Source organism: Cellulomonas sp. (assembly GCF_017744555.1).
Lineage (GTDB): Bacteria > Actinomycetota > Actinomycetes > Actinomycetales > Cellulomonadaceae > Cellulomonas.
On the sequence record NZ_JAGIBD010000004.1, the window covers coordinates 79,369 to 93,989 of the forward strand.

The following is a 14,621-nucleotide window of genomic DNA, read 5'->3' on the forward strand; positions in this document are numbered from 1 at the left end:
CCTCCCTGTCACCGCCCGGGTCGGCTCAGAGCAGGACGGCGCCCTTCGACGCCGACTGCACGAGCTTGGCGTACTTCGCGAGCACGCCGCGCGTGTACGTCGGGGGCAGCGGCGCCCAGCCGGCCCGGCGGGACTCGAGCTCGGCGTCGTCGACCAGCACGTCGAGCGTCGCGTTCGCGACGTCGAGCCGGATCCGGTCTCCGTCCCGGACGAACGCGATGGGCCCGCCGTCGACGGCCTCCGGGGCGACGTGCCCGACGCACAGGCCGGTCGTGCCGCCCGAGAAGCGGCCGTCGGTGAGCAGCAGGACGTCCTTGCCGAGGCCGGCACCCTTGATCGCTCCCGTGATCGCGAGCATCTCGCGCATGCCCGGGCCGCCCTTCGGGCCCTCGTAGCGGATGACGACGACGTCGCCCGCGACGATCGTGCCGTCCTCCAGCGCGTCCATCGCGGCGCGCTCGCGGTCGAACACCCGGGCCGTGCCCTCGAACACGTCCGAGTCGAAGCCCGCCGACTTCACGACCGCCCCCTCGGGCGCGAGCGAGCCGTGCAGGATCGTGATGCCGCCCGTGCGGTGGATCGGGTTGTCGAGCGCGCGCAGGATCTTGCCGTCCGGGTCGGGCGGGTTCACGTCGGCCAGGTTCTCGGCGACCGTCTTGCCCGTCACCGTGAGGCAGTCGCCGTGCAGCAGACCCGCGTCGAGCAGCGCCTTCATGACGACCGGGACACCGCCGATGCGGTCGATGTCGTTCATGACGTACCGGCCGAACGGCTTGAGGTCACCGAGGTGCGGGACGCGTGCGGCGACGCGGGAGAAGTCGTCGAGCGTGAGGTCGACCTCCGCCTCGTGCGCGATCGCCAGCAGGTGCAGGACCGCGTTCGTCGAGCCGCCGAACGCCATGACGACCGCGATCGCGTTCTCGAACGCTTCCTTCGTCATGATCTGGCGAGCCGTGATGCCGCGCCGGAGCAGCTCGACGACGGCCTCGCCGGACTTGTGCGCGAACGCGTCGCGGCGGCGGTCTGCCGAGGGCGGCGCCGCCGATCCCGGGATCGACATGCCGATCGCCTCCGCGACGGACGCCATCGTGTTCGCGGTGTACATGCCGCCGCACGCACCCTCGCCCGGGCAGATCGCGCGCTCGATCCGGTCGACGTCCTCGCGGCTCATGAGCCCGCGCGCGCACGCGCCGACGGCCTCGAACGCGTCGATGATCGTCACGTCCTTCTCGGTGCCGTCCTCGAGCTTGACCCAGCCCGGCGCGATCGAACCGGCGTACAGGAACACGCTCGCCAGGTCGAGGCGCGCGGCGGCCATGAGCATCCCGGGCAGCGACTTGTCGCACCCGGCGAGCAGCACCGAGCCGTCGAGCCGCTCGGCCTGCATGACCGTCTCGACCGAGTCCGCGATGATGTCGCGGCTGACCAGCGAGAAGTGCATGCCCTCGTGGCCCATCGAGATGCCGTCCGAGACCGAGATGGTGCCGAACTCGAGCGGGTACCCGCCCGCGGCGTGCACGCCCGACTTGGCCGCCTTGGCGAGCCGGTCGAGCGACAGGTTGCACGGGGTGATCTCGTTCCACGAGCTCGCGACGCCGATCTGCGGCTTCGCGAAGTCGTCGTCCCCGAGGCCGACCGCCCGGAGCATCCCCCGCGACGCGGTGGCCTCCAGCCCGTCGGTGACCGTGCGCGAGCGGGGCTTGATGTCCGGCGTGCTCATGCCGCGAGTCTAGGGACGCACGGCACTGGCACGCGCGGCAGGCCGCCCGTCGCCGCCGGCCCGCCCGCCGGGTGTGACGTCGGGCGACAAACCTCATCCCCCCACCCCTTCCAGCCGATCCGATGGACGACCCCCCGGCAGGGCAGGCGACCGCACGCCCTCACCGAGCAGACGACCACGGGACGGAGGCGGGGCATGTCGACGCCGAGCGCCGCACCGAGCCGCACCCGGTGGTCGGACCGGATCACGTGGCGCGTCTTCCTCGTGGTCGGGCTCCTGCTCACGGCCGCCGTCATGGTGGTCCCCGGCTGGCCCGGCGAGGTCCTGTGGGACGTCGTCCCGCTCCTGTCCGTCCTGGCGATGGTGACCGGCGTGCGCCGGCACGGGACGTCCGTGCCCCGGGCGTGGTGGTGGCTCACCGCCGGGACCGCGCTCTGGGCCGTCGCGGACGTCGCCTGGACCGTCTGGTACGTCGCCGTGGACGGTGACGCCGACCTCGTGCCGTGGTGGTTCGACGGGTTCTACACGCCGACCTACCTGTTCCTCGTGGTCGGGTTCGCGCTGCTGCCCCGCAACTCGCTGCGCGCACGCCACGAGACCGCCACGGCGGACGCCGTCGTCGTGGTCGTCGGGGCCGCCCTGCTCTACTGGGTGCTCGTCTTCCGCGACTTCATCGGCGACCGCGCGCTCGCCGACCCGGCGCGCAGCCTGTCCGTGGTGTCGCTCGCGATGGGGCTCGGTGTCGTGCTCTTCGCGTCGCGCCTGTGGTTCCGGTACGGCGGCCGCAACGGCGCGTACGTGCTGCTCGCGTGTGGTGTCGCCGCCTCTACGACCGGGGACGTGCTCTACACCGTGACGCTGATCGGCGACGGGAACCCGGGGATCTCGCTGCTCGACACGTCCCTCGCCGAAGGGCTCGGCAGCGCCGCGTGGCTCTGCTGGTTCGTGCTCTTCGGCGCCGCCGCACTGCACCCCGGTGTCCGGGGCACGCCGGACGCGACCCCCAGTCCCGCCCTCACGCTCGCACGCGGGGTGGCGTTCTTCGTGATCGCGACCGTGGGGCCGGTGACGTTCCTGTTCACGTTCCGGGCCGGGTCCACCGTGACGTTGGCGTGGGGCGACCTGGCGGTGCCGGTGCTCACCGTCGCGCTGCTGTCCGCGTTCCTCGTCGGGCGGCTCGTGGTCGGCACGAGCACCGCGCAGCGTCGCACGCTCCAGCTGGACCGGCAGGCCGCGCAGCTCGCGCAGGCGCTCCACGACCAGCAGGCGCTCCAGCAGCAGCTGAGCCACCAGGCGCTCCACGACCCGCTCACCGGCCTCGGCAACCGCACCCTGTTCACCGACCGGCTCGCGGACCCGGGTGACGGCGGCACCCGACGGGCGGTCCTCATGGTCGACCTGGACGGCTTCAAGCGGGTCAACGACGACCACGGGCACCACGCGGGTGACGACCTCCTCGTGCAGGTCGGGCAGCGGCTGCGGCAGGTCGTCGGCGACGGCGACACGCTCGCGCGGCTCGGCGGCGACGAGTTCGCGCTCGTGCTCGCGCGGACCGACGAGGCCGAGGCACGCGAACGCGCCGCGCAGCTCGCGCGCGCGGTCGCGGAGCCGTTCGTCGTGGAGGGGCAGGTCATGCGGATCACGGCGAGCGTCGGCGTCCGCGTCGTCGACGGCCGGGTCAGCACCGAGGAGACGCTGCGCGACGCCGACCTGGCGCTCTACGCCGCGAAGGCCGGCGGCAGGAGCCAGGTCTGCGTCTTCCACCCACGGCTGCGCGACGCCCAGGTCGAACGGGCCCGCCTCGCCGACGGCCTGAGGCTCGCGCTCGACCGCGACGAGCTCGCCGTCCACTACCAACCCGTCGTACAGCTCGACACCGGCGACGTGCTGTCCGTGGAGGCGCTGCTGCGGTGGAACTCCCCGGACGGCCTCGTCATGCCGGACCGGTTCATCCCCGTGGCCGAGGACACCGGGCTCATCGTCCCCATCGGCGACCACGTGCTGCGGCGCGCGTGCGCCGACGCACGCCCCTGGTTCGAGCAGCGCGGCGTCGGCGTGCACGTGAACGTGTCGGGCCGCCAGCTGCGCGAGCCGGACGTCGTCGAGCGGGTGCTCGCCGCCCTCGACGCCGCGGGGCTCCCCGGCCGCGCGCTCGTCCTCGAGATCACCGAGACGACCCTGCTCGCGACCGGCGGGGCCGAGGACGCCCTCGTCGTGTCGCACCTGTCGAGGCTCCGCGAGCACGGCGTCCGCGTCGCGATCGACGACTTCGGCACGGGCTACTCCTCGCTCGCCTACCTGCAGCACCTGCCCGTCGACATCGTGAAGATCGACGGCGCCTTCACCCGGTTCGCCGCCGAGGCCGGCGACGAGGCGCGGCGCCGTCGCGCGCTCGCCAGCGCGATCGTCGACCTGTGCGGCACCCTCGACCTGCAGGCCGTGGCCGAGCAGATCGAGACCGACGACGAGGCCGACGCGCTGCGCGCCCTCGGGTGCCCGCAGGGGCAGGGCTACCGGTTCGGCCGCCCGGTCCCGCGCGAGGAGATGGACGCGAGGCTCGGCGGCACGACGACCCTCCCGACGCCTCGGGAGCCGGTGCGCCCCGCCCGGTCCTCCTGAGCGGGGGGCACGGCCCCGCGCGGATCAGGCGCGGCGGATCCGGCTGACGTCACGCACGGCACCGCGGTCGGCCGACGTCGCCATCGCGGCGTACGCCTGCAGGGCCGGCGACACGTAGCGGTCGCGGTCCTTCGGCTGCCACGGGTTCTCGGACGACTCCATCTTCGCCCGACGCTCGGCGAGCACGGCGTCCGGCACGTTGATGCGGATGAGGCGCGTCTCGACGTCGATCTCGATCTCGTCGCCGTCCTCGATCAGGCCGATCGCCCCGCCCGCCGACGCCTCCGGGGAGACGTGGCCGACCGAGATGCCGCTCGAGCCACCGGAGAACCGGCCGTCCGTGAGCAGCGCGCACACCTTGCCGAGGCCGCGGCCCTTGATGAACGACGTCGGGTAGAGCATCTCCTGCATCCCGGGACCGCCCGAGGGGCCCTCGTAGCGCACGACCACGACGTGCCCGGGCTGGACCTGCTTGGTGAGGATCTTCTCGACGGCCTCGTCCTGCGACTCGCACACGAGGGCCGTGCCGACGAAGTGGAAGAGCTCCGGGTCGATGCCGGCGGTCTTGATGATCGCGCCGTCCTCGGCGAGGTTGCCGCGCAGCACCGCGAGACCGCCCTCCACCGTGTAGGCGTGCGCGACGTCGCGGATGCAGCCGTTCACCGCGTCGGTGTCGAGCGACTCCCACACGTTCGAGGTCGAGAACGCCTGCGTCGTGCGGACACCGCCCGGGGCCGCGTGGAACAGCTCCCGCGCGCGGTCCGTCGCACGGCCCCCACGGACGTCCCAGTCGTCGAGCCACGCGCGCAGCGTCGGCGTGTGCACCGACGTGACGTCGTGGTCGAGCAGGCCGGCCCGCTCGAGCTCGCCGAGCAGCGCCGGGATGCCACCGGCGCGGTGGACGTCCTCCATGTGGAAGCTCGGGTGGTTGGGCGCGACCTTGGACAGGCACGGGACGCGGCGGCTGATGTCGTCGATGTCGGCGAGCGTGAAGTCGACCTCGGCCTCCTGCGCCGCGGCGAGGACGTGCAGCACGGTGTTCGTCGACCCGCCCATGGCGACGTCGAGCGCCATCGCGTTGGCGAACGCGGCCCGCGTCGCGATCCCGCGGGGCGCGGCGGTGTCGTCCTCGTCCTCGTAGTAGCGGCGCGCGAGCTCGACGACCGTGCGGCCGGCCTCGAGAAACAGCTCGCGGCGGGCCGCGTGCGTGGCGAGCGTCGAGCCGTTGCCCGGCAGCGACAGGCCGAGCGCCTCGGTGAGGCAGTTCATCGAGTTCGCGGTGAACATCCCCGAGCACGAGCCGCACGTGGGGCAGGCGGACTCCTCGACGGCCGCGAGCGCCTCGTCGGAGACGTTGTCGTCCGCGGAGTAGTTGATCGCGTTGATCAGGTTGAGCGGCGTCTTCGCGACGCCGTTCGCGACGATCGCCTTGCCGGCCTCCATCGGGCCGCCCGAGACGAACACGACCGGGATGTTGAGCCGCAGCGCCGCGTTGAGCATGCCGGGCGTGATCTTGTCGCAGTTCGAGATGCACACGAGCGCGTCCGCGCAGTGCGCGTTGACCATGTACTCGACGGAGTCCGCGATGAGGTCGCGGCTCGGCAGCGAGTAGAGCATGCCCGCGTGGCCCATCGCGATGCCGTCGTCGACCGCGATGGTGTTGAACTCCTTGGCGACGCCGCCGGCCTCGCGGATCGCCGACGCGACGAGGTCGCCCATGTCCTTGAGGTGCACGTGCCCCGGGACGAACTGCGTGTAGGAGTTCGCGATCGCGACGATCGGCTTGCCGAAGTCCTCCGACCCCATGCCGGTCGCGCGCCACAGCGCGCGGGCGCCGGACATGTTGCGGCCATGGGTGGACGTCCGAGAGCGCAGGGGGCGGCTCATTCCAAGCTCCTTCGACACGCACGAGCAGCCGCGGCACGCGGCTGCTGCGTCAGGCTACGTCCGCGTCCACGCCCCGACGTGAGCCGTCCGCCCCGTGGTCCACGACCACGGGGCGGACGCGCTGGTCAGCGGCCGCCGGACGACGCGTCGACCATCCCGGCGACGATGTCCTGGGCGGTCGCCTGGCCGGCGAACATCGCCGCGATGCCGTCGTTCATCGCACCGCCGATGCTGCCGCCGTACGCGACGTCGAGCCAGATCTGCACGTACGTAGCACTGTTGCGGTACTGCAGCAGCGTCTGCATGTTCGGGTCGGACACGCCCGACTCGGAACCGAGAGTCACGGGCAGGCCGGAGCCGGTCTCGGCGTACCGCTTCTGCACGTCGACGCTCGCGATGTACTTGAGCAGCTCGACGCACTCGGGCGGCGCCGAGTACGAGCAGGAGAACCCGTCGCCGCCGCCGAGCGCCGCGGCCGGGTCGCCCTGACCGCCCTCGACCGTCGGGAACGGGAACCAGCCGAGGTTCTCGCCGAGCGCGTCGTCGCCGGTGAGGCCGCGCATGATGCCCGGCTCCCAGTGGCCCATGAGCTCCATCGCGGCGTTGCCGTTCGCGACGAGCCCGGCGGAGCTCGCCATCCCCGTCTGCGCGGGCGTGCCGAGGAAGTCCTGCTGGAACGGCTGCGTCGCGAGGAACGCGGCCAGCTGCTCCCCGGCCTGCGTGAAGCACGGGTCCTCGAACCGGAGCTCGACGCCGGCGCGCTTCATGGTGTCGGTGCTGCACTGGCGCAGCGCGAAGTTGTACCAGTAGTGCGCCGCGGGCCAGGTGTCCTTGGCTCCGACCGCGATGGGCGTGATGCCCGCGCCCTTGAGCTGCTCGACGACGTCGTTCAGGTCGTCGATCGTCTGGGGCGTGCCCTCGATGCCCGCCTGGGCGAACAGCGCCTTGTTGTACCAGAAGCCCTCGACGCCGACGCTGTACGGCAGGCCGTACGTCGCGCCGTCGACCTGCCAGGCGGCCGCAGAGCCGCCGATGAGGCCGATCTCGTCGAGCACGTCGCGGCTGATGTCCTTGACCTTGCCGTCGGCGACCTGGTCGGCGAGGTCGCCGCCGCCCCACTGCTGGAAGAGGTCCGGCGGGTCGGAGGACTGCAGCGCGACGGGGATCTGCGTCTTCTGCAGCTCCTCGTTCTGCACCGCGCTCACCTCGACGGTGACGTTCGGGTGCGTGTCCTCGAACTCGCGCGCGACGGACTCCCAGAAGCCCTTGAGCGGCTCGGCCGTCCCGTTGTGCCACCACGTGAGCGTGACCTGGTCGTTGCTCGTGTCGGCCGCGTCGTCGTTCCCGCCGCCGCTGCACGCGGCCAGCAGCGCAGTCGTCGTCGCGAGCGCCACCACAACGCTCACCCGGCGCTTCGTCGCCATCGTTCGATCCCCTTGTCGTCCTCGTTGACGTGCTGATCAGCGGGGAGTTTGGCAGGTTCCGACACCAGGAATCAATCGTTATCGACATCGTTATCTATCGAAACAACGGACACTCGTCCAAGGTGTCCCGATTGCTCCGCAGACGGGTCAGTCGATCGGCGGAATGAGCCACCGGATGGTTCGCGTGACGAGGTCTCCCCCGACGCGTGCAGGGCCGCCGCCGAGCAGCGGCTCGGGTCGCAGCTCGAGCGCGGCCCGCGCCCACGACGGCAGGGTCGCCGCCGCACCCGCCGCGAGCGCGCGGTAGGTCGGGCGCAGCGCCAGCGGAAGGGGCGGTGTCCGGAGCAGGAAGTCGACCGTCGCGCGGGACGCGTCGGTGACCCGGAGCTCGGGACGGTACGCGTCGATCAGCGCGGTCACCTCCGCCAGCGTCATCGGCGGGTCCACCACGCCCAGTCCGCGCGCGACGACCGCGGACTGCGCGACGTACTCGTCGTACCCGGCGCCGTCGAGCGGCCGCTCCCCGAACCGGCGGTGCGCCGCGACGAAGCTGTCCACGCCCGCCGCGTGGATCCACGCCAGCAGGTGCGGGTCGTCCGCCGTGTACGGCACGCCGTCGGAGGTCACTCCCCGGACGTAACCGTGCACGCGGCGGACGTGCTGCACCGCCGCCTCGGCGTCCTCGGCTCGCCCGAACGCCGTCATGGCGAGGAACGTGCTCGTCCGCGCGAGCCTGCCCCACGGGTCCTCGCGGAAGTCCGAGAACTCGGCGACCGCCGCCATCGCGACGGGGTGCAGCGCCTGCAGGAGCAGCGCGCGCAGGCCGCCCGCGAACATCGAGGCGTCGCCGTGCACCACCTGCACGGCGGACCCGGGTGGGAACCAGCGCGGGCCCGGTGCGTGGTGGATGCGCTCGCGCGTGGCGAAGCCGTCCGCGCCCGAGACGCGCAGGAACAGCACGTCGCCGGCGCGGCGACGCAACGACGGGCGGCGCTCGACGGTGGTCGTCACCCCTCGATGGTGCGTCGGTCCGGCGCGCCGCGCGACTCTCAGTGCTGCAGCGCCGCCTCGCCCGCCGACTCCGCGCCGGCCTTGATGTGCCGCGTGACCCACGGCGCGATCGCGAACATGCCGCCCGCGACCGCGAGCGCGACGACGCCGATCCAGCCGAAGTACGCGGTGTCGCTCACGTCTTGCGTCGCCTGCACGAGCTGGGCGGTGATGGCGTTGCCCGCCGACGTGGCGAGGAACCACAGCGCCATGGCTTGGCCGCGGAACGCCCGGGGCGCGAGCAGCGTGGTCGCCGCGAGGCCCACGGGCGACAGGCACAGCTCGCCGATCGTCTGGATGACGTAGACGACGATCAGCACCCACCACGGCGCCTTGTCGCCCTCGAACAGCGCCGACATGCCCGCGAGGAACACGAAGCTCAGGGCCGCGAAGGTCAGGCCCAGCGCGAACTTCACGGCGGTCGGCGGGCGGTCGTCGAGCTTCGTCCAGATCCACGCGAACACCGGCGCGAGGATGACGATCGAGGCCGGGTTGACCGTCTGGTAGAACTCCGGCGAGATCGTCAGCCCGCCCACGGTGAGGTCGGTGCGGTTCTTCGCGAAGCTCGACAGCGTGCTCGACGCCTGCTCGAAGATCATCCAGAACAGCATCGCGGCGACGAACAGCGGGATGTACGCCCGCAGGCGCTGCTTCTCGTGCTCGGTGACCTTCGGCGAGCGGAACATCACCCAGAACGTCGCGATCGGCGCGGCGAACGCGAGGTAGGACAGCGCGTCGATCCACGTGTTGACGGTGAACCCGCCGCCCACGGCCCACGCGAGCGCGACGGCGAGCAGGATGCCGACGACCACGGCGAGCACGATCCGCACCGCGCCCGCCCGGTCCTCGACCGTCATCGGGTTCGGGGGCAGCTCGCCCGCACCGCCCAGCAGCCGGCGGCCCAGGACGAACACGACGAGCGAGATGCCCATGCCGATCGCCGCGACGGCGAACCCGGCGTGGTAGCCGCCCCAGTCGCGGGCCCATCCCACGAGCAGCGGCGCGAGCAGCGACCCGATGTTGATGCCCATGTAGTAGATGGAGAACCCGGAGTCCCGCCGCGGGTCGTCGCGGTGGTACAGCTCGCCGACCATGCTCGACACGTTGGGCTTGAGCAGGCCCGTGCCCAGCGCCACGAGCACGATGCCGAGGAACGAGAAGCTCGGGTTCGGGATCGCGAGCGCGACGTGGCCCGACGCGATCACGATGCCGCCGTACAGCACGGAACGCCGGCCGCCGATGAACCGGTCCGCGAGCCAGCCGCCGAGCACCGACAGCAGGTAGACGGCGGCGCCGTACACCGCGACGACCGCCTCGCCCGTCGCCTCGGGCAGCCCCAGCCCGCCGTTGGCCGCGGTGTCGGTCAGGTAGAACAGCAGGATGGCGCGCATCCCGTAGTAGCTGAACCGCTCCCACAGCTCGGTGTTGAAGAGCGTGAACAGCCCCATCGGGTGCCCGAAGAACCCCCGGTCGCGCGGCAGGACGCGCTCGTCGGCGGTCCCCGTTCCTTGAGCCCCCTCGCTCATGGTCCCCATGGTGGCGGTTCGCCCGCCCGCGCGCACGCCTGGCCGCCGGGGTAGCGTCGCCCGGTGCCCGTGGTCCTGTGGTTCCGCCGGGACCTGCGCCTGGCCGACCACCCCGCCCTTCTCGCCGCCGTGCAGGGCGCACGGGCTGCGGACGACGAGGTCGTCGCGCTGTTCGTCGCCGACCCCGCGCTGTGGCGGGTCTCAGGTTCGCCGCGGCTGGCCTACCTCGTGCGGTCGTTGCGCGCGCTGGACGAGGCGACCGGTGGGCGGCTCGTCGTCCGGCGCGGGGCGCCCGCGACCGTCGTCCCGTCGCTCGTGCGCGAGGTCGGCGCGGCGGCCGTGCACGTGACGGCGGCGACCGAGCCCTACGGGCGACGGCGGGACGAGGCCGTTGAGCGCGCGCTCGACGTGCCGCTCGTGCGGACCGGGTCTCCGTACGCCGTCGCACCCGGGCGGCTGGTGACCCGCGGCGGGACGCCGTTCCAGGTGTTCACGCCGTTCCGGAGCGCATGGCTGGACCACGGCTGGTCGGCGCCGGCGGTCCGGCCGCGCACGGTGCCGTGGGCGTCCGTGCGGTCCGACGGGCTGCCCGACGAGCCCGCGACCGACGTGATCCTGCCCGCCGCGGGCGAGCACGCCGCGCACCGCCGGTGGCGCACCTTCCTGGAGGACGGGCTCGACGACTACCGCTGGGCCCGCGACCGGCCCGACCTCGACGGCACGTCCGCGCTCTCCGTGCACCTCAAGTACGGCGAGCTGCACCCCCGGACGCTGCTGGCCGACCTCGCCGCCCGGCCGTCGTCGGACTCCGTGGGCACCTACCGGTCCGAGCTCGCCTGGCGCGAGTTCCACGCCGACGTGCTCTGGCACCACCCCGGCGCCGCGCACCGTTCGCTGCGTCCCGTGGTGCCCGACGACGCGTGGGCGTCCGGGGCGACCGCCGACGCGCTGTTCGCCGCGTGGGCCGAGGGGCGCACGGGCTACCCGTTCGTGGACGCCGGGATGCGCCAGCTGCGGGCCACCGGGTGGATGCACAACCGGGTGCGCATGGTCGTCGCGTCGTTCCTGGTCAAGGACCTGCACGTGCGGTGGCAGCGCGGCGCCGACCACTTCATGGCGTGGCTGGTCGACGGCGACGTGCCGCAGAACCAGCTCAACTGGCAGTGGGTCGCCGGGACCGGGCGTGACGCCGCCCCCTACTTCCGGGTGTTCAACCCCGTGACGCAGGGCGAGAAGTTCGACCCCGACGGCGACTACGTGCGCCGGTGGGTGCCCGAGCTGCGCGGCGTCGCCGGCCGGGCCGTGCACCAGCCGTGGCGGCTCGGCCTCGAGGCGCCCGACGACTACCCGTCACCGGTCGTCGACCACGCGACCGAGCGTCGGGTCGCGCTCGACGACTTCCACCGCCGCGGCGGCTGAGCCCGGTCAGGGGCGGAGCAGCACCTTCGTGGCGCGGCGCTCGTCCATCGCCGCGTAGGCCTCGGCGACCTGCTCGAGGGGCAGCTCCAGGTCGAACACGGCGCCCGGCTGCAGGCGGCCGTCGAGCACCTCGGGCAGCAGCTCGTCGATGTACCCGCGCACCGACGCGACGCCGCCGCGGACGCCGACGTTGGTGTCGAACATCGTCCTGACCGGCAGCTCCGGGCCTCCGGCCGGCACGCCGACGAAGCCGACCTGACCGCCCGGCCGCGCGGAGCGCAGCGCCTGGTCCATCGACTCCTTGGTGCCGACGCACTCCAGCACGACGTCCGGGCCGACGCCGTCGAACAGCTCCTTGAGCCGCGCCACGCCCTCGTCGCCGCGCTCGGGCACCACGTCGGTCGCACCGAACGCGCGGGCGATCTCCTGCCGGTCGGCGTGCCGCGACATGGCGACCACGCGGGACGCCCCGAGCCGCCGCGCGGCGAGCACCGCACAGAGCCCGACGGCACCGTCGCCGACGACCGCGACCGTGGTCCCCGGCCCGACGCCGCCCTGCACGGCGGCGTGGTGCCCGGTGCCCATGACGTCCGAGAGCGTGAGCAGGTGCGGGACGAGCGCGCGCCCCTCGTCGGACTCGAGGTCCACGCCGGGGACGACGACGAGCGTGCCGTCCGCGAGCGGCACGCGGACCCGCTCCCCCTGGCCGCCGTCCGCCGACGAGCCCTCGCCGGTCGTCGAGCCCCACCACCCGCCGTGCAGGCAGGAGGTGCTCACGCCGTTGCGGCAGTTGGTGCACGTGCCGTCGCACACGTAGAACGGCGCGATCACCGCGTCGCCGACCGCGACCCGCTCGACCGCGTCGCCGACCTGCTCGACGATCCCGATGAACTCGTGCCCGATCCGCCGCGGGCTGCGGACCGGCTGCACCCCGCGGTACGGCCACAGGTCCGACCCGCACACGCACGCCGCGACGACCCGCACGACGGCGTCGCGCCCGCTCCCGCCGGCCAGCAGCTCCGGGTCCGGGACGTCCTCGACCCGGACGTCCCTCTCGCCGTGGATCACGGTGGCGCGCATGGTGCTCCCTCGCAGGTGATGGGGTTCCGCGGCCCCGACAGGGCGTGCGGCCCGGCCAGTGTAAGGCGGCTCGACGCACCGTCCGCGGTGCGCCGAGCCGTCCGTCCACCGCTCCGCGTCAGGCGTCGACCGTGATGCTCGGCCGGGCGTCCTCGTGCGTCTCCCGGTCGCGGTCCGCCTCGGCCTCGGCGACCGCCGCCCGGGAGGCGGCACCCGCGTCACGGAAGTGGCCCACCGTCGCGAGCACCAGCCCGAGCACGGCCCACGCGACGAGGGCGGTCCACAGCTGTCCGGTGTCGGCGCGCGGGAAGTACGACTCGTCGCGCAGCAGCGCGGCGGCGGCGCCCGGCGGCATCCACTGGCCGATCGCACCCCACGGCGCGGGCAGCATCTGCCACGGCTGGGCGGCCGACGCGAGGGGGTTGGCGACGAGCAGGAACAGCACCGGGCCGATCGCGATGCCGGGCCGTCCGAGGATCGACACGACGCCGACGATCACGCCCGCCACGGCCAGCACGCCGAGGCCGATGATCCCCGCGTTGACGGCGAACGAGCCGGCGAGCGCGCCGTACCAGCCCTGCAGGACGCCCGCGACGGCGAGCCCGGCGAGCGCCGCGTACGTGGTGACCGCAGCGACCCGGCGCCACACGCCGACGACGGTCAGCGAGATCGCGATGCCGCCGATCATCCCGCCCATGACGAGCGGGAGCGTGACGGCGCCGATGACCGCGCCGCGCGGGTCGCCCGCACCGAGCGGCACGACGTCCGTGACCGCGACGGCGACGGGCGCACCGGCCGCCTCGGTGAGCTGCGCCTGCAGCACGGGGGCGAGCGCCGAGAACTGCTGGGCGACCACCGCGCTGGACGCCGTGGAGACGAGCACCTCGGGCTCGGGGCCGAGGACGATCGCGCCGTAGACGTCGCGGGTCTCGACGAGGTCGGCGGCTGCTTGCCGGTCGGCGGCGGGGACGACGTCGAACGCGCCGGGTGCGCGCTGCTCGAGCGCCGCGGTCAGCGGTGCGGTGGCAGCGGCGGGACCGGCGACCGCGACGGGCAGGTCGCGCGGCTCGGACGTGTGCGCGGGCCACAGGAAGGCCAGCACGAGCACCGTCGCGAGGGCGGTGAGCGCGACGGCGACGCCGAGCAGGCGACGCCACGGGGTGTGGGGACCGGTGTGGTGCGACATGGTGACCTCCTTCTAAAATCGAACGTTCGTTCTTTGCTCAGCCTAGAAGGCTCCTCCGGCTTGTCAAGAACGTTCGTTCGTTTTTATGGTGGGCCGTGCCCAAGGTCACCGAGGACTACCGCGCCGCCCGCCGCGACGAGATCGCCGACGCCGCGCTGCGCGCGTTCCGCCGCAAGGGGTTCCAGGCCACGTCGATGGCCGAGATCATCGAGGAGTCCGGCCTGTCCGCCGGCGCGATCTACGGCCACTACCCCAGCAAGGCCGCGCTCGTCGTCGAGGTCGCCGCGCGCGTCGTCGGCGGCCGCATCGAGGAGATCGGCCGGCTCGTCGACGAGTCGCCCATGACGCCGCCCCCGGGCCTCGTGCGCGTGCTCGTCACGGCGATGACCCGAGAGCTCGGCAGCCCGTCGGTCATGCTCCAGCTCTGGGGCGAGGCCGTCACGGAGGTCGAGATCGCCGAGCTCGCGTCGACGGTCCTGGACCGGCTCCTCGACACCTGCCGCCACTACACGTCGCTCTGGCACCAGCGCACCCACGGCACCCCGCCCGACGAGGCCGACGCGCTCGCCGCCGACCAGGTGCCGCTGCTGCTCGCCGCGGTGCAGGGTTACGTCATCCAGTCGTCGCTGCTGCCCGGGTTCGACGCGGAGGCCTACCTCGCGTCGGTCGAGCGGAACCTGCCGTCCTGATCGGTCGCCTGGTCGGCCGGC

The 14,621-nt window shown here is 73.3% G+C and carries 10 protein-coding genes; 3 read left to right on the forward strand and 7 right to left on the reverse strand.

Annotation, left to right across the window (positions count from 1 at the left end; genetic code table 11):
* Window positions 1-25 precede the first annotated feature (25 nt).
* Window positions 26-1,720 carry a dihydroxy-acid dehydratase gene (gene ilvD, locus J7523_RS04605; protein ID WP_291882820.1) on the reverse strand — a complete coding sequence of 565 codons (1,695 nt, stop codon included), beginning with the start codon at window positions 1,718-1,720 and terminating at the stop codon, window positions 26-28.
* A 195-nt stretch (window positions 1,721-1,915) separates the two neighbouring features.
* Between ilvD (J7523_RS04605) and J7523_RS04610 the strand changes: the two genes are divergently transcribed.
* Window positions 1,916-4,339 (forward strand): GGDEF domain-containing protein, encoded by a 2,424-nt coding sequence (locus tag J7523_RS04610; protein WP_291882822.1) that lies wholly within the window; start codon window positions 1,916-1,918, stop codon window positions 4,337-4,339.
* A 24-nt stretch (window positions 4,340-4,363) separates the two neighbouring features.
* On the opposite strand, the gene ilvD (J7523_RS04615) is transcribed toward J7523_RS04610, so the two are convergent.
* The 4 genes from ilvD (J7523_RS04615) to J7523_RS04630 all read right to left on the reverse strand — a co-directional run bounded on the left by ilvD (J7523_RS04615) (window position 4,364) and on the right by J7523_RS04630 (window position 10,226).
* Window positions 4,364-6,226, reverse strand: coding sequence for a dihydroxy-acid dehydratase (ilvD, locus tag J7523_RS04615; protein WP_291882824.1), 1,863 nt, complete (start codon window positions 6,224-6,226; stop codon window positions 4,364-4,366).
* Window positions 6,227-6,351: 125 nt separating this feature from the next.
* Window positions 6,352-7,632: an extracellular solute-binding protein gene (locus tag J7523_RS04620; protein ID WP_291882825.1), complete on the reverse strand. Its 1,281-nt coding sequence runs from the start codon at window positions 7,630-7,632 to the stop codon at window positions 6,352-6,354.
* Window positions 7,633-7,797: 165 nt separating this feature from the next.
* Window positions 7,798-8,661, reverse strand: a complete 864-nt coding sequence (locus J7523_RS04625) for an oxygenase MpaB family protein (protein ID WP_291882827.1) — start codon at window positions 8,659-8,661, stop codon at window positions 7,798-7,800.
* A gap of 38 nt (window positions 8,662-8,699) precedes the next feature.
* Window positions 8,700-10,226 (reverse strand): peptide MFS transporter, encoded by a 1,527-nt coding sequence (locus J7523_RS04630; protein WP_291882830.1) that lies wholly within the window; start codon window positions 10,224-10,226, stop codon window positions 8,700-8,702.
* A gap of 63 nt (window positions 10,227-10,289) precedes the next feature.
* Here J7523_RS04630 and J7523_RS04635 point away from each other — a divergent pair, with 63 nt between their 5' ends.
* Window positions 10,290-11,645: a deoxyribodipyrimidine photo-lyase gene (locus tag J7523_RS04635; RefSeq protein ID WP_291882833.1), complete on the forward strand. Its 1,356-nt coding sequence runs from the start codon at window positions 10,290-10,292 to the stop codon at window positions 11,643-11,645.
* A gap of 6 nt (window positions 11,646-11,651) precedes the next feature.
* Here J7523_RS04635 and J7523_RS04640 read toward each other — a convergent pair whose 3' ends face one another.
* Both J7523_RS04640 and J7523_RS04645 read right to left on the reverse strand, forming a co-directional pair.
* A complete protein-coding gene (locus J7523_RS04640; RefSeq protein WP_291882836.1) occupies window positions 11,652-12,725 on the reverse strand; it encodes a zinc-dependent alcohol dehydrogenase family protein in 1,074 nt (357 codons plus the stop codon).
* 118 nt (window positions 12,726-12,843) lie between these two features.
* Window positions 12,844-13,911: an ABC transporter permease gene (locus J7523_RS04645; RefSeq protein WP_291882839.1), complete on the reverse strand. Its 1,068-nt coding sequence runs from the start codon at window positions 13,909-13,911 to the stop codon at window positions 12,844-12,846.
* Window positions 13,912-14,006: 95 nt separating this feature from the next.
* On the opposite strand from J7523_RS04645, the gene J7523_RS04650 reads away from it, so the two are divergent.
* Window positions 14,007-14,600 carry a TetR/AcrR family transcriptional regulator gene (locus J7523_RS04650; RefSeq protein ID WP_291882842.1) on the forward strand — a complete coding sequence of 198 codons (594 nt, stop codon included), beginning with the start codon at window positions 14,007-14,009 and terminating at the stop codon, window positions 14,598-14,600.
* Window positions 14,601-14,621 lie beyond the last annotated feature (21 nt).